Source organism: Streptomyces sp. JH14 (assembly GCF_029428675.1).
GTDB lineage: Bacteria > Actinomycetota > Actinomycetes > Streptomycetales > Streptomycetaceae > Streptomyces.
Map to the genome: position 1 here is coordinate 6,076,654 of NZ_JAJNEL010000001.1, position 23,193 is coordinate 6,099,846.

The window sequence follows — 23,193 nt, forward strand, 5'->3', positions numbered from 1 at the left end:
CCGATCGGCCCACTGCTGCGGTACGGCGTCCTGGCCGGTCAGGACCTGTTTGTCCGGGCGTCCTCGGCCTCCGGAGCGGTGCCGAGACGCCGTACCCGACCCATGTTACGTTCCGTAGTGCGAAATTGTCCTTTTGCTTCGTGGAAATCTTCAAAGGGTGCGCGTGAGTGGTCCGCTCGACCTCCGGTGGGGAAGGTGGGGTCTTGACGGGCGGGAATCCCGCGTGAAGACTCCTTCAACAGTTCGTTGAATTTCTTCGGCGGCCGTGGTCCGCCGAAGAGTCCGGAAGTGAGGAGCACGGGTGTCCGGTGCGGACGTGAACCTGCTACTGCGCTCGACGCGCGTCGTCACCCCCGAGGGAACGCGTCCTGCGGCGGTGGCCGTCGCAGGCGGCACGATCGACGCCGTCCTGCCGTACGAGACCGAGGTGCCGGCCGGCGTCCGGATGGAGGACTTCGGCGACGACGTCCTGCTGCCCGGTCTCGTCGACACCCATGTCCATGTGAACGACCCCGGCCGCACCGAGTGGGAGGGCTTCTGGACCGCCACCCGCGCCGCGGCGGCAGGCGGGATCACCACCCTGCTCGACATGCCGCTCAACTCCCTCCCGCCGACCACCACCGTCGGTCATCTGCGTACCAAGCAACAGGTGGCGGCCACCAGGGCGCACATCGACACCGGCTTCTGGGGCGGCGCGATCCCGGCCAACGTCAAGGACCTGCGACCGCTGTACGAGGCCGGGGTCTTCGGCTTCAAGTGCTTCCTTTCGCCCTCCGGCGTCGAAGAGTTCCCCGAGCTCGACCAGGAGCAACTGGCCCGCTCCATGGCCGAGATCGCCGGGTTCGGCGGGCTGCTCATCGTGCACGCCGAAGACCCGCACCACCTGGCAGCGGCGCCGCAGCGCAGCGGCCCCGCGTACGCCGACTTCCTCGCCTCCCGGCCGCGCGACGCCGAGAACACCGCCATCGAAGGCCTCATCGCCCACGCCGCGCGACTGAACGCGCGCATCCACGTCCTGCATCTGTCGTCCAGCGACGCCCTGCCGCTGATCGCCGCCGCCAAGCGCGACGGCGTGCGCGTCACCGTCGAGTCGTGCCCGCACTTCCTCACCCTCACCGCCGAGGAAGTCCCGGACGGAGCGACGGAGTTCAAGTGCTGCCCGCCGATCCGCGAGGCCGCCAACCAGGACGCGCTCTGGGGCGGGCTCGCCGACGGCACGATCGACTGCATCGTCTCCGACCACTCGCCCTGCACCACCGACCTGAAGACGCCGGACTTCGCCTCCGCCTGGGGCGGCATCTCCTCCCTCCAGCTCGGTCTGCCCGCCGTCTGGACCGAGGCACGCCGGCGCGGCCACGCGCTCGACGACGTGGTCCGCTGGATGTCCGCCGCCCCCGCCGCGCTGGCCGGGCTGGCCCGCAAGGGCGCCATCGAGGCCGGCCGCGACGCCGACTTCGCCGTCCTCGCCCCCGACGAGACCTTCACCGTCGACCCGGCCGAGCTGTTCCACCGCAACCAGGTCACCGCCTACGCCGGGAAGACCCTGCACGGCGTCGTGAAGTCGACCTGGCTGCGCGGCCGGCGCATCGCGGCGGACGGCGTCTTCACCGAGCCCACCGGCCGCCTCCTCGAAAGGGACCACTGACCATGACGGCAACAGCGCGCTTCACCGGCGACGCCCACCCGTACGCAGGCGGAGACCCGTACGCCGACTACCGCACCGCCGACTTCCCCTTCACCCACCTCGTCGACCTCGCCGACCGGCGGCTCGGCGCGGGAGTGATCGCCGCCAACGACGAATTCTTCGCAGAACGCGAGAACCTGCTGAAGCCCGGGCCCGCAGAGTTCGACCCGGAGCACTTCGGGCACAAGGGCAAGATCATGGACGGCTGGGAGACCCGCCGCCGCCGCGGCGTCGGTGCCGCGCAGCCGCATCCCACGGACGAGGACCACGACTGGGCGCTGGTACGGCTCGGCGCCCCCGGCCTCGTACGCGGCATCGTCGTCGACACCGCCCACTTCCGCGGCAACCACCCGCAGGCCGTCTCCGTCGAGGCGGTCTCCGTCCCCGGATCGCCGTCGCCGGAGGAACTCCTCGCGCCGGACGTGAAGTGGACGACACTCGTACCCCGTACGGCCGTTGGCGGCCACGCGGCCAACGGATTCGAGATCGACGTCGAGCAGCGGTTCACCCACCTGCGGGTCAACCAGCACCCCGACGGCGGGATCGCCCGCCTCCGGGTCCACGGCGAGGTCGCCCCCGACCCTGCCTGGCTGGCAGCCCTGTCCACCTTCGACCTCGCCGCGCTGGAGAACGGCGGTCAGGTCGAGGACGCCTCCGACCGCTTCTACTCCCCGGCCTCGAACACGATCCTGCCCGGCCGTTCGCGCCAGATGGACGACGGCTGGGAGACCCGCCGCCGGCGCGACAAGGGCAACGACTGGATCCGCTACCGGCTTCCCGGGCAGTCGGAGATCCGGGCCGTCGAGATCGACACCGCGTACCTGAAGGGCAACTCGGCGGGCTGGGCGAGCCTCTCGGTACGGGACGGGGGGAGCGGCGACGGGGACGGCGGCGAGTGGACCGGGATCCTGCCGCGGACCCGGCTGCAGCCCGACACGAACCACCGCTTCGTCCTGCCGGAGGCCGTACGGGCCACCCACGTCCGTATCGACATCTTCCCGGACGGCGGCATCTCGCGGCTGCGGCTGTTCGGCTCGCTGACGGCGGAGGGCGCCGCGCGACTGGCCGCCCGCGACCGCGAGCTGGGCGGTTGACGGGAACGGGTGATCCCGGATCCCGCCGGGGCGGTCCGATGCGTCCGCATCCAGGGCTTATGGGACCCTGGGGCGTCGTATGCCCCGAGCAGGAGTCGAGTCGCCATGATCTTCATCGCCGTCAAGTTCACCGTCCGCAGCGCCGAGCGCGACAACTGGCTTCCGGCCGTCGAGCCCTTCACTCTCGCCACCCGTCAGGAACCGGGCAACCTCTTCTTCGAGTGGTCGTACAGCGTCGAGAATCCTGACCAGTTCGTGCTGCTGGAGGCCTTCGCGTCCCCCGAAGCGGGCGAGGCGCACGTGAAGTCCGAGCACTTCGCGGCGGCCATGGACCAGATTGCGGGCCTCGTCGCCCGGACCCCGGAGATCATCAACGTCGAGGTCCCGGGCGACGGTTGGTCCCGGATGGTGGAGCTCACGCCCCGCGGTGAGTGAACCGGGGCACGGCACGCCCCGACCGATGGGCTGAGAGGGGCGGACTCAAAGCGGCGTGCCGCTCTCCGTCAGAACTCCTCGTGGGACTCCGGGTCTCCGCCGAACCGCCGCCGCGGGCCCGCGGAGATCCGGGCCAGTTCCTCCGCCGTCAGCTCGAAGCCGAACAGATCCAGGTTCTCGCGCTGCCGGCCCGGATCGGCGGACTTCGGAATCGGTACCGCGCCGAGCTGGATGTGCCAGCGCAGCACGGCCTGACCGGGAGTCACACCGTGCGCCTCGGCGACGGCGACGATCTCCGGGTCCTCCAGGAGCCGGTGTCCACGGCCCAGCGGGCTCCAGCTCTCGGTGACGATGCCCTTCGCCGCGTGCACGGCCCGCAACTCCTCCTGCGGGAAGCGCGGATGCATCTCGATCTGGTTGACGGCGGGCAGCACCCCGGTCTCCTGCTCCAGCCGGTCGACGTGGGCCGCGGTGAAGTTGGAGACGCCGATCGACCGCACCAGACCGTCCTTGCGGAGCTGGATCATGGCCTTCCAGGTGTCGACGTACAGATCGACCCGGGGCAGCGGCCAGTGAATGAGATACAGGTCCACGTGGTCGAGCCCGAGATTGCGCCGGGACTCCTCGAACGACGCCAGGGTCTGCTCGTATCCGTGGTGCCGGCCCGGCACCTTGGTGGTGACGAAGACATCCTCGCGCGGCACACCGCTGCGGGCGATTCCGCGGCCGGTGCCGGTCTCGTTGCGGTAGTTGAGGGCGGTGTCGACGAGCCGGTACCCGAGGCCCAGCGCCCCGGCGACGGCCTGCTCGGCCGCGTCGTCGTCCATCGGCCAGGTGCCGAGCCCGACGGCGGGAAGGGCGTGGCCGTCGTTGAGGGGGTGAGCCGGGGTCTCGGTCATGATCTCCCTTTACGGTCGGAAACATCCCGACCAGGTTAGGACGGCCGACGGGCCGCCCTTGGCATTCGGGGTTCCACCGGCTGTGCCCGGTTCCGGGTTCGCCGCCCCCGGCATGTGAGCCGGTCCGTGCGGAAGGGCGGTGCCGCCCGGCCGATGGGACGGGTGTTCCCGCAGTGGGAGCCGCCGGGTACCGTGATCGCTCCGCGTGTGAGCCGGTGAGGTCTCCACATCGTTCCCGCTGTGGAGAATCAGGAGAACCAAAGGTGTCCGCTGTCGCCCTGCCCGCCCTCGCACCGCCGCGCCGGGCCTGGCTCACCGATCTGCCGGTACTGCTCGTCGCGGTCGTCTGGGGCGCCAGCTATCTCGCCGCCAAGGGCATCACCACGACGTCCACCGTCGTCGCGGTCCTCGTGCTGCGCTTCGTCATCGTGCTGCCCGTGCTGGCCGCCGCCGGGTGGCCCAGGCTGCGGGCGCTCAGCGCGGCGCAGTGGCGCGGCGCGGGTCTGCTGGGACTGGTCCTCAGCGGGATCTTCCTGGTGGAGACCTACGGCGTCGTGCACACCTCGGCGACCAACGCCGGACTCATCATCAGTCTGACGATGATCTTCACGCCGCTGGCCGAGGCCGCGGTGACGCGGGTCCGGCCGCCCAGGGCGTTTCTCTCCGCCGCGGCGCTGTCCGTCGCCGGCGTGGTGCTGCTGACCCAGGGCGGCGGTTTCACCAGCCCGTCACTGGGCGATCTGCTGATGCTGGTGGCCGCTCTCGCCCGTACGCTGCATGTGCTGCTGATGGCCCGCATCACGTCCGTCCAGGCGGCGGACTCGCTGTCGCTGACCACCGTGCAGCTCGGCAGCGCGGTCGCCGTCTTCGCCGTGCTCGCCGCCGTTCCCGGCACCGGGACGTCGCCCTGGACGGTGGCCGCGGGGTTCGGCGTCCGGGAGTGGGGCGGCCTGCTGTTCCTCTCCGTCTTCTGCACGCTGTTCGCCTTCTTCGTGCAGATGTGGTCGGTGCGCCGCACCTCGCCGTCGCGGGTCAGCCTGCTGCTCGGTACGGAACCGCTGTGGGCGGCCGCCGCGGGCATCGCGATCGGCGGCGAACGGCTCTCCGCCCTCGGCGTGCTGGGCGCGGTGCTCGTCCTCGCCGGCACCGGCTGGGGGCGCCGCGCGGTAGCCCCCGCCGCTGCCTGAGCCGGCTGCCTCCGTGCGCGTCCGCCCCCGCGTCGCCGCGCCGACGTACGCTGACACGGTTCGATCCGAGCAGATCGAACCGAATCGGCCGGGAGGGGCGGACCGTGTCCACAGTGGACGTCGATCTTCGCGGGGTGCAGGACTTCACCGCGAATCCGTATCCGTACTACGCGAAGATGCGCGCCGACGGACCGGTGCACACCATCCGCACCGACGACTTCGAGCGGGTCTGGCTGATCGTCGGCCATGAGGAGGGCCGGGCGGCCCTCGCCGACCAGCGGCTCGGCAAGGACTGGCGGACGACACCGTACGCGACGGGCGCGGGCGATCCGATCAACGCCAACATGCTGGAGATGGACCCGCCGCACCACACCCGGCTGCGCAAGCTCGTCGCCCGCGAGTTCACCGCACGCAGGATCGAGTCGCTGCGGCCACGCGTCCAGCGGATCACGGACGAACTTCTCGACGCCATGGTGCCCGCCGGACACGGCGACCTCGTCGACGCGCTCGCCTTTCCGCTGCCCATGACGGTCATCTGCGAGCTGATCGGTGTGCCGGACCTGGACCGGACCGAGTTCCGCCGGATGTCGAACGGCATCGTCGCCCCCCGGACGGCGGAGGAGGAGGGCGAGGCCGTCCGCGCGATGGGCGCCTATCTGGTCGAGCTCATCGAGGACAAACGGTGCTCGCCGGGCGACGATCTGCTGAGCGCCCTGATCCGGGCACGCTACGAGGAAGGCGACGGCCTCTCACCCGACGAACTCGTGGGGATGGCCTTCCTGCTGCTCGTCGCCGGCCATGAGACCACAGTCAACCTGATCTCCAACGGCGTGCGTGCGCTGCTCACCCACCCCGATCAACTGGCCGCTCTGCGGGCGGATTTCGGGCTGATCGACGGAGCGGTCGAGGAGATGCTCCGGTACGACGGGCCGGTGGAGACCGCCACCTTCCGCTTCACCCGCGAGCCGGTCGAGATCGGCTCCCGGGTCATTCCGGCGGGCGAAGCGGTCCTGGTCGCCCTGGCCGGCGCTGACCGCGACCCTGCCCGCTATCCCGAACCGGACCGCTTCGACATCCGCCGCGACACCCAGGGGCACCTGGCGTTCGGACACGGCATCCACTTCTGCATGGGGGCGCCGCTGGCCCGGATGGAGGGCCGGATCGCCGTCCGCGCACTGCTGGAGCGGTGCCCGGATCTCGAACTCGACCCGGACGGAGGGGAGCCGGAATGGCTGCCGGGGATGCTGATCCGAGGGGTGCGGCGGCTGCCGGTGCGCTGGGTGAGGCGAGAGGACGCGTCATGACCGGACGTGATGTGCAGATGGCTCAGAAGATCCTCGACAGCCAGCCGTTCAGCGGGCTCGTCGGGGCGCGGATCACCGAGTTCGGGGACGGTGCGGCCACACTCGAGGTGGACATCCGCCCACAGCTTCAGCAGCAGAACGGCTTTGTGCACGGCGGGGTGCTGGCGTACGCGGCCGACAACTCGATCACGTTCGCCGCCGGGACGACGCTCGGTCCGGCCGTACTGACCGGCGGCTTCTCGATCCAGTACATCCGACCGGCCACCGGCCGCATCCTGGTCGCCCGGGCCACCGTCGTCCACACCGGCCGCCGTCAGGCCGTCGTCCGCTGCGAGCTGTTCGCCGCGATGGACGACGGGGAGGACATCCTGTGCGCGGTCGCCCAGGGGACCGTTCTCTCCGCCCGGACCTGACGGGGCGAGTCCACCTCAGCCGGCCGGGATCTCCGCCACCGCCACCGGCCGGTGCTCGCGCCGGGACAGCTCGCACGCCTCCGCGATCCGCAGTGCGTGCAGCGCTTCCCGGCCGTCGCACGGATTGGCCGCCTCGCCCCGCACCACCCGCACGAACGCGTCCAGTTCCGCTTCGTACGCCGGAGCGAACCGTTCCAGGAACCCCGGCCACGGCTTGGCCGGCGCGGCGGGGCCCTGCGGTTCCACCGACGTCAACGGCGTGCGCTCGTCGAGACCGACCGCGATCTGCCCGAGCTCGCCGGCCAGCTCCATCCGTACGTCGTACCCGGCGCCGTTGCACCGGGTCGCCGTCGCCGTGGCCAGCGTGGCGTCGTCGAACGTCAGCAGGGCCGCCGCCGTGTCGACGTCGCCCGCCGCGCGGAACATCGCGGGACCGGCATCCGATCCGGTGGCGTACACCTCCACCACCTCACGGCCCGTCACCCACCTCAGAATGTCGAAGTCATGGACCAGGCAGTCCCGGAAGAGGCCGCCGGAGTGCGGAAGATAGGCGGCGGGCGGCGGTGCCGGATCGGAGGTCACGGCCCGCACGGTGTGCAGCCTGCCCAGCGCCCCGGCGCGCACGGCGGTGCGCGCCGCACCGTACCCGGCGTCGAACCGGCGCATGAAGCCCAACTGGAGCACGCTGCCGGCCCGCTCGACCTCGCGGAGCGCACTCAGTGTTCCCGCGATGTCCAGCGCGATCGGTTTCTCGCAGAACGCGGGCAGCCCTGCGCGCGCGGCCATCGCGATCAGCTCCGCGTGTGCCGACGTGGCCGAGGCGATCACCACGGCGTCCGCCCCCGCGAGCACGTCGGCCACGGACCCGGCGGTCGTGGCGCCCGTCCGGGCTGCCACCTCGGCTGCCCTCGCCCCGTCGGTGTCCGTCACCACCAGCGAGCCCACCGCGGGGTGGCGCGCCAGCACACCCGCATGGAAGGAACCGATCCGGCCGGTGCCGATGAGTCCGATACGCATGGACCCAACGTGCCGCCCACCAACTGCGCTGTCAACTATATGTCCTGACAAACGAGAGTGTGTTCCGTGCGTCCAGGGGCGGGGCTCCCGCGCCGCGGTCTCCCTTCGGTTCGTCGTTCCGCGCCCGGCTCCTCCGGTGATGTGGGCGTGTCCGCGTGAGGCGTTTCGTTCCGCCACCTCGTCGCGGTCGACGGTGACTTCGGGAGGGGGCGGGCGCGGCGACCGGCAACTTGCTCCCATTCGCCCCGCCCTGACCACCGATGCTCGTAACGATCTTCAAAAAGGGCTGGTTCTGCGTGCACGAGCCACATAATCTCCCGTTGCCGTCGGCGGCCGACGGAGAATTCCATGACCCCCGGGGGGGACTGCATGGCCATGCGCGAGCACGAAATCGATCGCCGTACGTTGTTCAAATTCGGCCTGGGGGGAGCGGTCGTCGCGGTCGTCGGCACCGAACTGGCGCTCCCCGCCACGGCCCAGGCGGCGCCCTCGGCGGAATTCCCCTGGATCATCGACTGCGACAGCTGGGGAGCCAGGCCGCCGGCCAGCCCCGTGCAGATCACCGGCAACACCACCAACAAGATCATCCTGCACCACATGGCGTTCCCGAACGTCACGGACTACTCGCGCGAGCACGCCGTCCAACTGGCCAAGGACTGCCAGGACCTGCACATGGACACCAACGGCTGGGCGGACACCGGCCAGCACTTCACGGTGAGCCGCGGCGGCTACGTCCTGGAGGGCCGGCACCGCAGTCTGGAGACCCTGGAAGCCGGGGAGCACCAGGTGACCTCCGCCCACTGCCCCGGCGAGAACGGCAACGCGATCGGCATCGAGAACGAGGGCACCTACATCACGGAGGCTCCTCCCGAGGCCCTCCTCGACTCGCTGGTCGAGCTGTGCACGGCCGTGTGCCGCAAGTTCGGCCTGAACGCCTGGGACATCTTCGGCCACTGGGACTTCCGCGAGACCGACTGCCCGGGCATCGCGTTCTACGCACAGTTCCCGATGGTCCGCACACGCGTCCTGAAGGCGCTGGGCACGCCGGCCGGCGCGATACCGGAGCGCCGCTGGCCGGACATCTGGCGGTTCGTCGGCGGCCCCGTCGTCAAGTCGGCGCAGTACCTGCTCGCCGACCTCGGATACGAACTGGCCGCCGACGGCGTCTTCGGCCCGGACACGATGTCGGCCGTGAACGACTTCCAGGCGAGCAACGGCATGCCGGTCGACCCGGACTGCACCTTCGACCTGGCCACCTGGGAGGCGCTCGTCCCCACCCTCGACAAGCACGCGAGCGGGCTGCCCGTCGTGGCGCTCCAGGAGATGCTGGTCCGCAAGGGATTCGCGGATGCCGCGCCGACAGGCACGTACGACCACGCGACCATGAAGGCCGTCCAGGACGTGCAGCGACTCCACGGCCTCACCCCCAACGGCAAGGTCGGGACGAGCACGTGGTGCGCCGTCGTCGGCGGCTCGGTGCGGCAGGCGTTCCGGGCCTGACCGGTACGCGGCGGCCGACCGGCACGTGCGCGAAGGCCCGCCACCTGGCGGGCCTTCGCTTCCCGGACGTACGTTGCGGCGTCGGTGCCCGGGCGGGTGGTCAGCCCGGTTGGCTGTTGTCCTTCAGCGTGCCCCAGCCGTGCCAGCGGTCGATCTCGATCCAGGCGCTCACCCGGTCGCGGTCCCGCATGGGGTAGTCGTTGCCCATGTACTGGCGCGCCAGCCGGTCGATGTCCGCGAGGCCCTCGTCCGGGCGTGTCTCGGCGACGCGACCGATGATGCTGATGTGCGTGTACCAGCCGGCCTCGTCCAGCACGGTGAGAGTGACGCGCGGGTCGCGGCGGATGTGCTCCAGCCGCTTGCGGCCCTCGTCCATGTTGACCAGGATCCGGCCGTCGTCCCAGAGGTACCAGGTCGGGGTCGACACCGGCTGGCCGTCCGGTCGGAGCGTGGTGATGACGGCCGGGTTCGCCTTCTTCAGCATGGCCACGGCTTCGTCCGGCAATGGCGGCTTGGACATCTGCTCTCCCTCGCATCGACCCGTCGTACGGTCCGGGTGGCGCGCCGCTCGAGCGCCCCACCCGCAGACTACGATCACCCCGCCACGGGCGCCCGGCGACCCGCCCGCGACCGGCAGCCCCGGCCGCACCGCACCTGCGGGGCCATGAGCTGTCCGGACACAGCCAGGAGTTGTCCGGACAACAGGGCAACCGGACAACGGGACGACCTGACTACCGAGGGTCCTGACCCGAGGGCTACGCTCCTGCCGTGGCCAAACCCATCGCCGACCCCGCCGCCCTCGAACTCGGCGTGGACCGCAACAGCCCGGTCCCCCTCTACTACCAGCTGTCCCAGCAGCTGGAGGCGGCCGTCGAGCAGGGCCGACTCGCCCCGGGCAGTCTCCTCGGCAACGAGATCGAGCTCGCGGCCCGCCTAGGTCTGTCCCGCCCCACCGTCCGCCAGGCCATCCAGACGCTCGTCGACAAGGGGCTGATGGTCCGACGCCGCGGAGTGGGCACCCAGGTCGTCCACAGCCAGGTCAAGCGGCCCCTCGAACTGAGCAGCCTGTACGACGATCTGGAGGCGGCCGGCCAGCGCCCCGCCACCCGCGTCCTGCGCAACACGGTCGAGCCGGCCACCGCCGGCACCGCAGCGGCCCTCGGTATCCCGGAAGGCACCGAGGTCCACCTCGTCGAGCGGCTGCGGTCCGCGCACGACGAGCCGATGGCCCTGCTGCGCAACCACCTGCCCGCCGGCCTCGTCGACCTGGGAACCGAACGGCTGGAGGCGACCGGTCTCTACCGGATCATGCGAGCCGCCGGCATCACCCTGCACAGCGCGCGCCAGAGCGTCGGCGCCCGTCTCGCCACGGCCGAGGAGGCCGCCCTGCTCGACGAGCCCGAAGGCGCACCGCTGCTCACGATGGAACGCACCACGTACGACGACACCGGGCGCACGGTCGAATTCGCCTCGCACGTCTACCGGGCCTCGCGTTACGCCTTCGACTTCCAGCTCCTGGTGCGCTGACGACCACCGCGACGGCCCCTGCCCCAGAGGCGCCCCCAGCCCCGGTGGCGCCGTTGACGAGGCCGTCGCGCCCCGCTAGAACTCCTCAAGCCGCACTCGGGCGGCCAGGAGAGAAGGCGGACCCACCATGCGTACACCTCGCAGGGCAGCGACCCTCTTAGCCATATGCGCCCTCGGCCTCGCCGCCGTCACCGGATGCAGCAGCTCCGGGGGCAAGAGTGCGGAGGACTCGTCCGGGAGCGGCAGCGGGCAGGGCGCCAAGGGCGTCTCCACACCCCGTATGAAGATCGCCATGGTCACGCACGCGGGCGAGGGCGACACCTTCTGGGACATCGTCCGCAGCGGCGCGAAGCAGGCCGCGGCCAAGGACAACGTCGAGTTCCTGTACTCCGCCGACAAGGAAGGCAAGGGGCAGGCCCAGCTCGTCCAGGCCGCCATCGACCAGAAGGTCGACGGCATCGTCGTCACCCTCGCCAAACCGGAGGCCGTCGCGGACGTCGTCGCCAAGGCGGTGAAGGCCGGCATACCCGTCGTCACCATCAACTCGGGGGCGCAGTTCTCCGGAGAACTCGGCGCACTCGGTCACATCGGGCAGGACGAGAAGGTCGCGGGCGAGGCGGTCGGCCAGGAACTCAACGAGCGCGGGCGCAAGAAGGCCGTCTGTGTCATCCACGAGCAGGGCAATGTGTCGCTCGAGGAGCGGTGCGCCGGGGTGAAGAAGACCTTCAAGGGCACGGTCGAGAACCTCAACGTCGAGGGCACCAACATGCCCGCCTCCACCTCCTCCATCGAAGCGAAGCTCCAGGCCGACCACGGCATCGACGCGATCGTCACCCTCGGCGCACCGTTCGCCGCCGCCTCCGTCAAGGCCAAGGCGGACGCAGGCTCCGAGGCGGAGATCGACACCTTCGATCTGAACGCCGAGGTCGTCAAGCGCCTCAAGGCTTCGGAGGTCGGCTTCGCCGTCGACCAGCAGCCGTATCTCCAGGGGTATCTCGCCGTCGACGAACTGTGGCTCAACAAGACCAACGGCAATGTCATCGGCGGCGGAAAGCCCGTGCTCACCGGCCCGGCGATCGTCACCGCCGACGATGTTCCGCAGCTGGAGAAATACACCGCGCGCGGCACCCGATGACCCCAGCGCACCTCACCACGCACCGCTGCGCCCGCGCCCTGCCCCGACACACGCGTCCCGCCCCTGCCGGGCGGCGCCGAGTCGGGCTCGGGGATACTTGGCCAGCCGGACCGGGAGGCCAAGCCCCCGGGCGGCACCAAGCAACACAGCGAGCAGCACAAGAAGGGCACGGCGTCGTGGCAAGGGTTCGGACAGGGGTACGTGCGATGGGCGCCGTGCTTGCGGCGGTGCTGGGGGCATCCCTCGTGGGATGCAGCAGCACCGGCGGCAAGCGGGCGGAGGAGCGCGCGGCCCGGGCCGCCGCCGAAGGGCGGTCCGCGGTGGACACACCCCGCTGGACCTTCGCCATGGTGACGCACTCGGGCGACGGCGACACCTTCTGGGACATCGTCCAGCGCGGCGCCGAGCAGGCGGCCGTCAAGGACAACATCAAGTTCCTGTACTCGCACAACGACGAGGCGCAGCAGCAGGCCCAGCTCGTGCAGGCCGCCATCGACCAGAAGGTCGACGGGCTGGTCGTCACGCTCGCCAAGCCCGACGCGATGAAGGACGTCGTCGCCAAGGCCACCCGGGCCGGGATCCCGGTGATCACGGTGAACTCGGGCTCAGCGGAGTCCAAGGCGTTCGGCGCGCTCACCCACATCGGCCAGGACGAGTCCATCGCCGGTGAAGCCGTCGGTGACGAGCTCAACGCGCGCGGCCGCAAGAAGGCCCTGTGCATCCTGCACGAGCAGGGCAACGTCGGCCACGAGCAGCGCTGCGCCGGGGCGAAGAAGACGTTCGGCGGGCAGATGCAGAACCTGTACGTCGAGGGCACCAACATGCCCGACGTCCAGGCGTCCATCGAGGCGAAGCTCCAGGCCGACAAGAGCATCGACGCGGTCGTCACCCTCGGCGCGCCGTTCGCGGACGCCGCCGTGAAGGCGAAGCGCACCGCCGGCTCCGATGCCGAGATCGACACGTTCGACCTGAATGCCAAGGTCGCCACCGCGCTGCAGGACAAGACCCTGGGCTTCGCCGTCGACCAGCAGCCGTACCTCCAGGGCTACGAGGCCATCGACCTGCTCTGGCTCTACCGCTACAACCGCAATGTGCTCGGCGGCGGGCGTCCCGTGCTCACCGGTCCGCAGATCATCACGGCGAAGGACGCCGCCCAGCTGTCCGAGTACACCGAGCGGGGGACCCGATGACCACGACCGAGCAACCCCCCGCCCCGGCGGCCGGGGCGGACGAGCGGCTGCTGCACACCTCGGCGCTGCGCAGGCTGCTCGGCCGCCCCGAGCTCGGTTCGGTCGTCGGCGCCGCGGCCGTCTTCATCTTCTTCTCGATCGTCGCCGACAGCTTCCTGCGCGCCTCCAGCTTCGGCACGGTGCTGTACGCGGCGTCCACCATCGGGATCATGGCGGCGCCGGTGGCGCTGCTGATGATCGGCGGCGAGTTCGACCTCTCCGCAGGCGTCCTGGTGACCAGTTCCGCGCTGGTCTCGTCGATGTTCAGCTACCAGATGACGGCCAATGTCTGGGTAGGCGTCTTCGTGTCGCTGCTGGTGACGCTGGCCGTCGGCGCGTTCAACGGGTTCATGCTGACCCGCACCAAACTGCCGAGCTTCATCATCACGCTCGGTACGTTCCTGATGCTGACCGGTCTCAATCTCGGCTTCACCAAGCTGATCAGCGGCACGGTGTCCACGAAGTCCATCGCGAACATGGAGGGCTTCGACTCGGCCCGCAGGGTCTTCGCCTCGCAGTGGACCGTCGGCGGCGTCGAGTTCAAGGTCACCATCCTGTGGTGGGTGGTGCTCGTGGCGATCGCCACCTGGATCCTGCTCCGTACCCGCTTCGGCAACTGGATCTTCGCGGTCGGCGGCGGGGCCGACGCGGCCCGCGCGGTCGGCGTCCCGGTGATCCGCACCAAGGTCGGGCTCTACCTCGGGGTCGCCTTCGCCGCCTGGGTCTCCGGGCAGCATCTGCTGTTCTCGTTCGACGTGGTGCAGTCCGGTGAGGGCGTCGGCAACGAGCTGACGTACATCATCGCGGCCGTCATCGGCGGCTGCCTGATCACCGGCGGCTACGGATCGGCGATCGGCTCGGCGGTCGGCGCCTTCATCTTCGGCATGACCAGCAAGGGCATCGTGTACGCGGAGTGGAACCCGGACTGGTTCAAGTTCTTCCTCGGAGCCATGCTGCTCCTGGCCACCCTGCTCAACGCATGGGTACGCAAGCGCGCGGAGGCGACGAAATGACGACCCCGGCCCCCCGGGCGCTGATCCGGCTGGACCACGTCAGCAAGTTCTACGGGAACATCAAGGCCCTGGAGGACGTCTCGCTGGAGGTCCACGCGGGCGAGATCTCCTGCGTACTCGGCGACAACGGCGCCGGCAAGTCCACTCTCATCAAGATCATCTCCGGGCTGCACCGGCACGACGCCGGACAGTTCCTCATCGAGGGCGAGGAGGCCGCGCTCGCCAACCCGCGCGAGGCCCTGGACCGGGGCATCGCCACGGTCTACCAGGACCTCGCCGTCGTCCCGCTGATGCCCGTCTGGCGGAACTTCTTCCTCGGCTCCGAGCCGACGACCGGCGCCGGCCCGTTCAAGCGGCTCGACGTGCGGACGATGCGCGAGACGACCCGCTCCGAGCTGCTGCGCATGGGCATCGACCTGCGCGACGTGGACCAGCCGATCGGCACCCTGTCCGGCGGCGAGCGCCAGTGCGTCGCCATCGCGCGCGCCGTCTACTTCGGGGCCAAGGTACTCGTCCTGGACGAGCCGACCGCGGCGCTCGGCGTCAAGCAGTCCGGGGTCGTGCTGAAGTACGTGGCGGCTGCCCGGGACGCCGGGCTCGGCGTGGTTCTCATCACGCACAACCCGCACCACGCGTATCTGGTCGGCGACCGGTTCGTGCTGCTCAAGCGCGGCGCCATGTCCGGCAGCCACACCAAGGACTCCATCACCCTGGACGAGCTGACCCGCCAGATGGCGGGCGGCAGCGAGCTGGAGGAGCTCAGCCACGAGCTCCGGCGGGCGCCCTCGCCGACCCACCTGGGCGGCCATCCGGTCACCGGCGACACCCCGTAGCACGGAGTGCGGGCGGGTCGGGTGCGCCCCGTCCGCCCGCCCCGGCGCTCCGGCAGTGGCAGAATCGAGCCCGGAGGGCGCCGCCCGCCGCCGGGAGACGTCACCACCCGGCCCGTCCAGACCCCGCAGGGACGATGAGCACGTACCGCGACTTCGCACACCGCGGCTCCGCCCGCGCCACCGTCCTGCGGACCGTCGGCACCCGTGAGCGGCGCTCGCACCTCACAGCGCCGCGGGTCCCCACCGTCGGCATCGACATCGGGGGTACGAAGGTGATGGCCGGCGTCGTCGACGCCGACGGCAACATCCTGGAACAGCTGCGCACCGAGACGCCGGACAAGTCCAAGAGCCCCAAGGTCGTCGAGGACACCATCGTCGAGCTGGTCCTCGACCTCTCCGACCGGCACGACGTGCACGCCGTCGGCATCGGTGCGGCCGGCTGGGTCGACGCCGACCGCTCCAAGGTGCTGTTCGCCCCGCACCTCGCCTGGCGCGACGAACCGCTGCGCGACGCCCTTGCCTCCCGCCTCGTCGTCCCCGTCATGGTCGACAACGACGCGAACACCGCCGCGTGGGCGGAATGGCGGTTCGGTGCCGGCCGGGGCGAGGACCATCTCGTCATGATCACGCTCGGCACCGGCATCGGCGGCGCGATTCTGGAGGACGGTCAGGTCAAGCGGGGCAAGTACGGGGTCGCCGGTGAGTTCGGCCACATGCAGGTGGTGCCCGGCGGGCACCGCTGCCCGTGCGGGAACCGCGGCTGCTGGGAGCAGTACAGCTCCGGCAACGCCCTCGTCCGCGAGGCGCGGGAACTGGCTGCCGCGGACTCTCCGGTCGCCCACGGCATCATCGAGCGGGTCAAGGGGAACATCCCCGACATCACCGGGCCGCTCATCACCGAACTGGCCCGGGAGGGCGATGCGATGTGCATCGAGCTCCTGCAGGACATCGGCCAGTGGCTCGGCGTCGGCATCGCCAATCTGGCCGCCGCGCTCGACCCGTCGTGCTTCGTCATCGGAGGCGGCGTCAGCGCCGCCGACGACCTGCTGATCGGTCCTGCGAGGGACGCCTTCAAGCGCCACCTCACCGGTCGCGGCTACCGTCCGGAGGCCCGGATCGCGAAGGCACAGCTCGGCCCGGAGGCAGGTATGGTCGGCGCCGCCGACCTGGCCCGGCTGGTCGCCCGCCGGTTCCGCCGTACCAACCGCCGTCGCGTCGAGCGGTACGAGCGGTACGCGCAGATCTACGACCAGGCGGCGAACACCATCAGGTCCACCCGCAACACCCGTACCTCTTAGGAATCGCCGATCATGACCGCAGTCGATCATCCCGTCCTGCCGCGCCAGTCCTCGCCGCCCGACGAGGACGGCGGACGTCGGCCTCCGCAGGACCGGCGCCGGACGATCCGCCGACGCCTGATCACGGCGACCATCATCGTCCTGCTGATCGGGGTCCCGGCCGGCTATCTGCTGATCTCCGCGGGCCAGAGCAGGCGTTCCGGGGAGGACAAGGAGGCCGAGGCCGCGGCGCAGGGGCTCCGCGAGGACTGGCCGTCGCGGATGCAGCGCCGGATCTTCGAGGTGCCGGTCCCCGGTGACGCGGTGGACGTCAAGTACTACGAGACGAACAACTGGAAGGCCAGCCGGATGTACGTGCAGTTCCGCACGTCGTCCTTCGGGCTCGACCGCTTCCTGTCCCGTCTCGGCTCCGGCCGCGCGGCCCTGCAGGACGGCAAGGTCACCGTCAGCGCGCGCGACAGCGGGATCGCGGGCTGGCACTTCGGTTCCGGCGTCGACTGGGCGGGCACCACGCACACCAACGAGCGGCCGCGCCCCACGCAGGACATCACCGTCGACATGACCGATCCGACCTCCCCTGTCGTCTATGTCGTGTCTGCGTCGACCCCCTGACCGGAGGCCGTCATACCGCTCACTGACCTGAAGCGACTGCGCGATGTGAGTGGGACGAACACCCCGCGCTCCCTTGCCTTCGGCGAGGAGCATCGGGAGGAGTCGAGCGGCGTTCCGTTAACGGACGTGACGCAGCTCCCTGCGCGATGCGACAGCCCTTAAGGGCTGTCCCGTCATCCCTGGCGGGCGCACGACGACAGCTGCGGCACCTCGCCGCGTTGTCGGAACGCCCGAATGTGACCGGTAATGAGGACGCTCCTCCGCCTTGCGATGCACCACATCCGACGCCGTGCGCTGATCCACCAGGGATTACGGGACAGCCCTTAGGCGTGGAAAGCCGGGCGCTTCCTGGTGTCGGGCTGTGGTTTTCTCGGCGCCGAGGCGGCGCTGCCGGCGCATTGCACTTCTCCGATCCGGCGTGATCGGGTTCTGCCTGAGCCACGCGTGCGCCGCGGCGGCCGGATATTTCATGGTGTTGACATGGTGGGTCGGCCGGTGAGCACCGTGCTCTTCAGCCCTCGGTGCTTTCGATGACGAAATCGCTCCACTGCGATATCGGGTCCGGCGTATGTACCTGCAATGTCCCCTGTCAGGGAGATGGTTATTCCAGGAGTGCTCACACATCGCGGCGACGATGTGAATGCAACCTGGAAGCCGGGTCGAAGAGGGATCCCGCCGCCCGCGCGAGCAGGTTTTCATGCAGTTGAATGTGATGTCGAGCGTGATATCGGCCAGATCGAGGTCGATGGTTTCGGCCGACCACGGCCCTCGGACGCGTCGTTGAATCGGAAATCCCCTGGCGGGAGGCCCTGCGGTTCGTGCTGTCGTCCTGAGCGATGACGCGGGTCCGGGTGCCCTCTATTGCCGGGAGTTGCTGATTCCTGATGATATCGACGCAGGGATATCGAACCCGCCAAACGGGCATAGCAGATGCTATCGCATGTAATGCATTGAACTCGACCGCCCGGAACCCCCGGAATGCGGAGCCATCCACTTTTGCGTGATCTTTGCTGGCTCAGGTATGGACCAAATCGCGTCGGCGAGGGTACTTTCCGCTTGCAGCCCAGGCCCACATTTAGTTTGAATGGCTGGCGAATCCCGAGTGATTCCTGTGTATGGATAGACCGTTACCTGATCACGTCATCGCATCCCATTCGTGGAACGGTGTTCACGGGTCGGGATATTTCTGTGTGCCCGCATGCAGAAATCAGAAGAACTGCAACAGAACGCGTAACACAATTCTTCGGACCTTTGGAGAATCCTTGAGGCTGAGAAGTAGAGCGCGCATCCCACTCGCCGTGGTCACCACGGTCGTGGCAGTCGCAGGCCTGACCCAGGGGGGACCGGCCTGGGCCGGACAACCCACCCCGGGACGTACCACCGTCGCAGGCAAGGAATCGAGCCGGGACGTCAATCCGCGGGCCCCGCGCCAGGACCAGTCGTCCAAGGTGCTGTCGCCCGACAAAGACCTACCGAAAACGTGGAAGAAGTCCGCGGACCGCGCCGTGACGACTGCCGGCGACGGATCCGGCCTCCATGTGCTCGCCGCCGAGAGCAAGCAGGCCTACCAGTGGCGAACAGTGGCGACCCTCTCGGAACCGGGGTTCGGTACTGACGTGTGGATCGGGAACTCGTGCGTGACGGGGTCCGGGAAGCGCGCTGTAGTGGTCTACGCGCCACGGGAGTTCACCAACGAGCCTGCGTTGATGGAGCGAGGCGGTTTCGCGGCAGTCGTCGACCTGACCAGTGGCAAGGTCACCAAGCTCGCCGATACGGTCACGCTGGCGTATTTCAATCCAGGCTGCGGCACCGGCGAGACCGCCGTACTGACTCAGATCGGCGACGACCGGAAGAACCAGACCCGACTGCTGACAGTGGACACGGTCACCGGCACCGTCACGCGGAAGCAGACCGAGAACGTCCAAGTCACCTCCGCGGTTCCGGCGGGCGACGCCATCGTCGGCGCGGCGGCGGGCCGGCTGATCCACTTCGACCGGAAGAGCCGCGCCACCGAGCTCGCCACCACCACCGGCCCCGCCTTCGACCTGCGGGTCGACCGCGAAGGCGGCATCAACTTCCTTGACCAGAAGGGCGGTACGGCGCGTGCTCGCCGTACCGCGGGCGGCAGGACCACCACCCTCGCGCAGGGACGCGCGGGATCACTGGGTCTGGAAGCCGGAACCTCCGGACGCGTCTTCCTCACGGGTGCACCCACCTCCACCTCGGCGATGCCCTCCCCGGTGAGGCAGTTGAAGGTGTCGGCGAAGGCGAAGGTGTCCTCCACCGGTGCACTCGCCATCGACCAGGCGGTCGCCACGAGCCTGCGCAGCCATGTCTCCAGCCCGCTGGCGGCGACCGCGTGGAATGCGCCGTCACCTCTGCAGATCAAGACCGAGGTCCCGGCGACCGGGAAGACGGTCGCCTTCACCGTCGGCTCGGGCGCCGCTCCGGCCGCCACGGGCAAGGCTGCCTCGCCGGCCCTGACGGGTACGGCCGCCGGTACGACGGCCGGGGCGACGACGAAGGCCGCCACCATGGCGGCGACGGCAGCCGGCGACCCCAACTCCACCGTCGACAACGACCGCACCTGCTCGCAGCCCCGCAACGACCCCAAGCAGCAGGCGTACCAGCCGACGCCCAATCAGGTCGAGTGGGCCGTCGACATGGCCATCCGCGGAAGCCTCACCAGCGCCTATGTCCGGCAGGGCGGGTGGCGCAGCGCCGACGGGCTCGGAACGGTCAACCCGCAGGGCATGTTCCCCCTGCCGGCACTCAACGGGACGAGCGGTGGCCGAATCCCCGCGCAGGTCCTGCTGGGGGTGGTGGCCCAGGAATCCAACATGTGGCAGGCCGAAGGCGGCGCGCTGCCCGGACAGACCAGCTCCACGCTTGCCAGCACCAACGGTTTCTACGGGCACCCGAACAGCCCGGCGACCCCCGCGGACCACTGGCTGATCGACTGGACCAAGACCGACTGCGGCTACGGCATCGGCCAGCAGACCGACGGCATGAAGTCCGGTGCCGTCGACGAGCTCCCGGCCGATCAGCAGAAGGCCATCGCCCTCGATTACACCTCCAACATCGCGGTGGCGGCGCAGACGCTCTCGGAGAAGTGGAACGAGCTGCACACCACCGATGCTTCCACCACCATCAAGCTGAACACCGATGACCCCGCGGCGCCGGAGAACTGGCTCGCCGCTCTGTGGAACTACAACTCGGGGTTCAATTTCTACGTTCCGCCCACCCCGTCCGCACCGTGGGGCCTCGGCTGGCTGAACAACCCGTCCAACCCGCTCTACCCGCCGGACCGGCACGCCTTCCTGGACCAGAACACCTACGCCGACGCCGCGCACCCGCAGGACTGGCCGTACGAGGAGAAGGTGCTCGGCTGGGGAGCCTGGCCGATGGACACCGGGCGCGCCTACGCCGACGACGGCACCTCGAACAACAGCAACACCGCGGGCTACTCGCCCGCCTGGTGGAGCACCGACGCCGACCGCTCCACCGTCAAGCCGGACCTCGACACCTTCTGTGCCCCGCTGGTCAATGACTGCGACCCGGCCGATCCGCCGCGCTGCGAGGTCGACCACCTCGGCCCGACCTGCGACCCGCCGCACTGGTACCACGCGACCCAGACCACCTGGAAGGTCAACTGCCCCACCAGCTGCGGGCACGAGTACCTGACATACAAGACCCTCAGGTCCGAACTGGGCAACGGCAACAACGGCTCCGGACACATGTGCAACAACTCGGTGCCATCCGGCGCCCTGGTCGTGGACAACGTGGCCAACGACGTCCCGACGATGACCGACGGATGCTCCAAGGCGGCCTGGTCCAACAAGGGTTCCTTCAGCTTCAGCGCGTTCGACGCCGATACGCAGAACCACTACGAGGCCAAGGGGGACCTCCACCAGATAGGCGGCGGCTTCGGCGACCACTTCTGGTACGCCCATACGCGCAACAACGCCACAGGCGCCGGCAACATCAACGAGTACGACCTTTCCACCACCCCCGATGTGCACGGCACCATGGCGATAACGGGCACCTGGAAGCTGAGCCAGCCGATCGACGGCTGGACCCGGGTCATGGTCCATCTGCCCGACACGGGCTCCCAGACGCAGGACGCGGTCTACACCGTCGACCCGGGCGCCGGCGCTTCGCAGAACCGCATCCTCAATGTCCATGTGAAGGACAACACCTGGGTCAGCCTGGGCGTGTTCAACTTCTCCTCCGCGTCGGGCACCCAGAGCGTCTCGCTCAGCAACTACGCGCCCGACGGTACGGCGGACGAGGACGTCGCCTGGGACGCAGTCGCCTTCCAGCCGCTGCCGGCCAAGCCCAAGGACATCGTCGTGCAACTCGGCGACTCCTACTCCTCGGGCACCGGTGCGGGCTCGTACGACTACGGCACGACCTCGGGCCCGTACGCCTCGATCAGCAGCCAGACCTCCCCGGGGCACAACTGGAACGCCTGCCTGCGCAGCTCCAACTCCTGGGTCCGCAAGGCGAATCTTCCGAGCTCGTCGACTTCCGTCGGAGGTCGCGCGGACGCCCTGGACAAGACGCTGGACTTCCACTCGGTGGCGTGCAGCGGCGCCTATTCGTACGACGTGGACCCGTACTACGCCGGCAGCGGCGAAGGGCAGCCCGGTTCGCTCGGACGATACGGCGAGGTGACCCAGCTGGACTCGGGCTTCCTCAACAGCGACACCACCCTCGTGGCGCTCACGCTGGGCGGAAATGACGCCAACTTCGGTGGAACCGTGGGTGGTTGCGGGGACATCACGGTGGGCTGCCCTTCGGACTCCACCGTGCAGCAGAACCTCACGTACGCCACGGACCGGCTTCCCACCGTGCTGCAGCACATCCACGAGAAGGCGCGCAACGCGAAGATCATTCTGCTCGGGTATCCGAAGCTGTTCAACCCGAACAGTCTCACCTGCACCAGCGTGATGACGACGGGGGCGCAGGTCACGCTCAACGGGTGGGGCGACGACATGACGAACAAGGAGCAGAACGCCGCGACCACTGCGAAGTCCAGCGGTGTTCCGGTGACCTTCTACTCGCCCGACCCCGAGTTCGACGGCTACCGGATGTGCGACTCCCCGTCGGGCATCAACGACCTGGTCGCCGGCCCCGCGGACGGGATACCGGGTGACTTCTCCTGTCCCGGCAGCCTGATCTGCCCGAGCATGGAGAGCTACCACCCTACGAATACCGGCACCTCGCGCTACGCCCTGGCCTTCCAGAACGCTCTGGCCATAGCCAAGTACTGACCCGAGGGACGTAGCGTCCCGACCCGACCCGGGGTGGTGATCTCCGCAGCGCGGAGATCACCACCCCTCGGCACGGAGAGAGAGCCCCATGGATTCCGGACCTCCCGGCACCGCCGATTCCCTTCCGGCGCGTCAGTCCACCGCGTACCGGGCCATCGCCACCTTCGGCGGGATCGTCCTGGCCATCGCCGTCATCGGCTTGATCCGGGTGCTGGCGACCTGGCCCAGCCCGCCGCCGGCCGGCACGACGAACGAGAAGCAGGTGCGTTACGGCCTGGAACACGCAGCCGGGCAGTACGCCGACGCGCTCTTCGCCGTCACCCGGAGCGGCCCGCTCACCGAGGCGGGACTCTCCGCCGTTCCGAAGCCGAGCGGAGTGACGATCACAACGGCGGCTCTGTCCCGGCGGGGCGACACCACCGTGGTGACCTTCTCCGCCCGTGGGACCTACGGCCGCCCCGGCGCCCCCGAGGAGACGACTGCCTGCTACCAGGTCGAACTGGTCAGGACGCTCAGCTATCCCACGCTCAAAGAGGTGGCCACCTCCGTCTGCGCCGAGCGCCGGGGGTAGCCCGCCGAGCCGACGTGCGGTTCCGTACGTCGTCCTCCGGGCTCGACCGCTTGCTTGTCGCGTCTCGGCTCCGGCCGAGCGGCCCCGCGGGACGGCAAGGTCACGTCGGCGCGCGTGGTACCGGGATCGCGGGCCGGTACGTCGGTTCCGGCGTCGGCCGGACGGG

General features: G+C 69.7%; 19 protein-coding genes. 16 read left to right on the top strand and 3 right to left on the bottom strand.

Features of this window, described 5'->3' with window-relative positions:
* The first annotated feature begins 301 nt into the window (after positions 1 to 301).
* The 3 genes from allB (at position 302) to LRD69_RS27340 (ending at position 3,213) form a co-directional block, all read left to right on the top strand.
* The gene (gene allB / locus LRD69_RS27330; protein ID WP_277329196.1) at positions 302 to 1,645 is read left to right on the top strand and encodes an allantoinase AllB; all 1,344 of its coding nucleotides are present in this window, start codon (positions 302 to 304) and stop codon (positions 1,643 to 1,645) included.
* Between the two features lie 2 nt (positions 1,646 to 1,647).
* The gene (alc, locus tag LRD69_RS27335; protein ID WP_277329197.1) at positions 1,648 to 2,778 is read left to right on the top strand and encodes an allantoicase; all 1,131 of its coding nucleotides are present in this window, start codon (positions 1,648 to 1,650) and stop codon (positions 2,776 to 2,778) included.
* Between the two features lie 105 nt (positions 2,779 to 2,883).
* Positions 2,884 to 3,213, top strand: a complete 330-nt coding sequence (locus LRD69_RS27340; protein ID WP_277329198.1) for a putative quinol monooxygenase — start codon at positions 2,884 to 2,886, stop codon at positions 3,211 to 3,213.
* Between the two features lie 68 nt (positions 3,214 to 3,281).
* On the opposite strand, the gene LRD69_RS27345 is transcribed toward LRD69_RS27340, so the two are convergent.
* Complete coding sequence (locus tag LRD69_RS27345) at positions 3,282 to 4,112, bottom strand: aldo/keto reductase (protein ID WP_277329199.1); 831 nt, start codon at positions 4,110 to 4,112, stop codon at positions 3,282 to 3,284.
* Between the two features lie 263 nt (positions 4,113 to 4,375).
* On the opposite strand from LRD69_RS27345, the gene LRD69_RS27350 reads away from it, so the two are divergent.
* The 3 genes from LRD69_RS27350 (at position 4,376) to LRD69_RS27360 (ending at position 7,016) form a co-directional block, all read left to right on the top strand.
* The gene (locus LRD69_RS27350) at positions 4,376 to 5,299 is read left to right on the top strand and encodes a DMT family transporter (RefSeq protein WP_277329200.1); all 924 of its coding nucleotides are present in this window, start codon (positions 4,376 to 4,378) and stop codon (positions 5,297 to 5,299) included.
* 176 nt (positions 5,300 to 5,475) lie between these two features.
* The gene (locus tag LRD69_RS27355; RefSeq protein ID WP_277329894.1) at positions 5,476 to 6,603 is read left to right on the top strand and encodes a cytochrome P450; all 1,128 of its coding nucleotides are present in this window, start codon (positions 5,476 to 5,478) and stop codon (positions 6,601 to 6,603) included.
* Positions 6,600 to 7,016, top strand: a complete 417-nt coding sequence (locus LRD69_RS27360) for a PaaI family thioesterase (RefSeq protein ID WP_277329201.1) — start codon at positions 6,600 to 6,602, stop codon at positions 7,014 to 7,016. Before LRD69_RS27355 ends, LRD69_RS27360 begins: the two co-directional genes overlap by 4 nt.
* Positions 7,017 to 7,031: 15 nt before the next feature.
* On the opposite strand, the gene LRD69_RS27365 is transcribed toward LRD69_RS27360, so the two are convergent.
* Positions 7,032 to 8,033 carry a Gfo/Idh/MocA family oxidoreductase gene (locus tag LRD69_RS27365; protein WP_277329202.1) on the bottom strand — a complete coding sequence of 334 codons (1,002 nt, stop codon included), beginning with the start codon at positions 8,031 to 8,033 and terminating at the stop codon, positions 7,032 to 7,034.
* A 348-nt stretch (positions 8,034 to 8,381) separates the two neighbouring features.
* Here LRD69_RS27365 and LRD69_RS27370 point away from each other — a divergent pair, with 348 nt between their 5' ends.
* Positions 8,382 to 9,533, top strand: coding sequence for an N-acetylmuramoyl-L-alanine amidase (locus tag LRD69_RS27370; protein ID WP_277329203.1), 1,152 nt, complete (start codon positions 8,382 to 8,384; stop codon positions 9,531 to 9,533).
* Positions 9,534 to 9,633: 100 nt separating this feature from the next.
* Here LRD69_RS27370 and LRD69_RS27375 read toward each other — a convergent pair whose 3' ends face one another.
* Entirely contained in the window at positions 9,634 to 10,053 is a 420-nt protein-coding gene (locus LRD69_RS27375) for a PPOX class F420-dependent oxidoreductase (protein ID WP_277329204.1), read from the bottom strand.
* Positions 10,054 to 10,301: 248 nt separating this feature from the next.
* Between LRD69_RS27375 and LRD69_RS27380 the strand changes: the two genes are divergently transcribed.
* From LRD69_RS27380 to LRD69_RS27420, 9 genes are all read left to right on the top strand, one after another.
* Entirely contained in the window at positions 10,302 to 11,060 is a 759-nt protein-coding gene (locus LRD69_RS27380) for a GntR family transcriptional regulator (protein ID WP_277329205.1), read from the top strand.
* 127 nt (positions 11,061 to 11,187) lie between these two features.
* Positions 11,188 to 12,195 carry a sugar ABC transporter substrate-binding protein gene (locus LRD69_RS27385; protein ID WP_277329206.1) on the top strand — a complete coding sequence of 336 codons (1,008 nt, stop codon included), beginning with the start codon at positions 11,188 to 11,190 and terminating at the stop codon, positions 12,193 to 12,195.
* A 206-nt stretch (positions 12,196 to 12,401) separates the two neighbouring features.
* Positions 12,402 to 13,385 (top strand): sugar ABC transporter substrate-binding protein, encoded by a 984-nt coding sequence (locus LRD69_RS27390; protein WP_277329207.1) that lies wholly within the window; start codon positions 12,402 to 12,404, stop codon positions 13,383 to 13,385.
* Entirely contained in the window at positions 13,382 to 14,437 is a 1,056-nt protein-coding gene (locus LRD69_RS27395; protein WP_277329208.1) for an ABC transporter permease, read from the top strand. Before LRD69_RS27390 ends, LRD69_RS27395 begins: the two co-directional genes overlap by 4 nt.
* Entirely contained in the window at positions 14,434 to 15,270 is an 837-nt protein-coding gene (locus LRD69_RS27400) for an ATP-binding cassette domain-containing protein (protein ID WP_277329209.1), read from the top strand. Before LRD69_RS27395 ends, LRD69_RS27400 begins: the two co-directional genes overlap by 4 nt.
* 134 nt (positions 15,271 to 15,404) lie before the next feature.
* A complete protein-coding gene (locus LRD69_RS27405) occupies positions 15,405 to 16,568 on the top strand; it encodes an ROK family glucokinase (RefSeq protein ID WP_277329210.1) in 1,164 nt (387 codons plus the stop codon).
* 12 nt (positions 16,569 to 16,580) lie between these two features.
* The gene (locus LRD69_RS27410) at positions 16,581 to 17,180 is read left to right on the top strand and encodes a hypothetical protein (protein WP_277329211.1); all 600 of its coding nucleotides are present in this window, start codon (positions 16,581 to 16,583) and stop codon (positions 17,178 to 17,180) included.
* Positions 17,181 to 18,478: 1,298 nt separating this feature from the next.
* A complete protein-coding gene (locus LRD69_RS27415) occupies positions 18,479 to 22,456 on the top strand; it encodes an SGNH/GDSL hydrolase family protein (RefSeq protein ID WP_277329212.1) in 3,978 nt (1,325 codons plus the stop codon).
* A gap of 88 nt (positions 22,457 to 22,544) precedes the next feature.
* The gene (locus tag LRD69_RS27420; protein WP_277329213.1) at positions 22,545 to 23,027 is read left to right on the top strand and encodes a hypothetical protein; all 483 of its coding nucleotides are present in this window, start codon (positions 22,545 to 22,547) and stop codon (positions 23,025 to 23,027) included.
* Positions 23,028 to 23,193 lie beyond the last annotated feature (166 nt).

Bases quoted from the DNA above. Each gene is read 5' to 3' on its own strand.
- LRD69_RS27375 (WP_277329204.1), bottom strand. From the start codon at position 10,053: ATGTCCAAGCCGCCATTGCCGGACGAAGCCGTGGCCATGCTGAAGAAG.
- alc (WP_277329197.1), top strand. From the start codon at position 1,648: ATGACGGCAACAGCGCGCTTCACCGGCGACGCCCACCCGTACGCAGGC.
- LRD69_RS27390 (WP_277329207.1), top strand. From the start codon at position 12,402: ATGGGCGCCGTGCTTGCGGCGGTGCTGGGGGCATCCCTCGTGGGATGC.
- LRD69_RS27370 (WP_277329203.1), top strand. From the start codon at position 8,382: ATGACCCCCGGGGGGGACTGCATGGCCATGCGCGAGCACGAAATCGAT.
- LRD69_RS27345 (WP_277329199.1), bottom strand. From the start codon at position 4,112: ATGACCGAGACCCCGGCTCACCCCCTCAACGACGGCCACGCCCTTCCC.
- LRD69_RS27410 (WP_277329211.1), top strand. From the start codon at position 16,581: ATGACCGCAGTCGATCATCCCGTCCTGCCGCGCCAGTCCTCGCCGCCC.
- LRD69_RS27395 (WP_277329208.1), top strand. From the start codon at position 13,382: ATGACCACGACCGAGCAACCCCCCGCCCCGGCGGCCGGGGCGGACGAG.
- LRD69_RS27355 (WP_277329894.1), top strand. From the start codon at position 5,476: ATGCGCGCCGACGGACCGGTGCACACCATCCGCACCGACGACTTCGAG.
- LRD69_RS27360 (WP_277329201.1), top strand. From the start codon at position 6,600: ATGACCGGACGTGATGTGCAGATGGCTCAGAAGATCCTCGACAGCCAG.
- LRD69_RS27405 (WP_277329210.1), top strand. From the start codon at position 15,405: ATGAGCACGTACCGCGACTTCGCACACCGCGGCTCCGCCCGCGCCACC.
- LRD69_RS27340 (WP_277329198.1), top strand. From the start codon at position 2,884: ATGATCTTCATCGCCGTCAAGTTCACCGTCCGCAGCGCCGAGCGCGAC.
- LRD69_RS27385 (WP_277329206.1), top strand. From the start codon at position 11,188: ATGCGTACACCTCGCAGGGCAGCGACCCTCTTAGCCATATGCGCCCTC.
- LRD69_RS27420 (WP_277329213.1), top strand. From the start codon at position 22,545: ATGGATTCCGGACCTCCCGGCACCGCCGATTCCCTTCCGGCGCGTCAG.
- LRD69_RS27400 (WP_277329209.1), top strand. From the start codon at position 14,434: ATGACGACCCCGGCCCCCCGGGCGCTGATCCGGCTGGACCACGTCAGC.
- LRD69_RS27365 (WP_277329202.1), bottom strand. From the start codon at position 8,033: ATGCGTATCGGACTCATCGGCACCGGCCGGATCGGTTCCTTCCATGCG.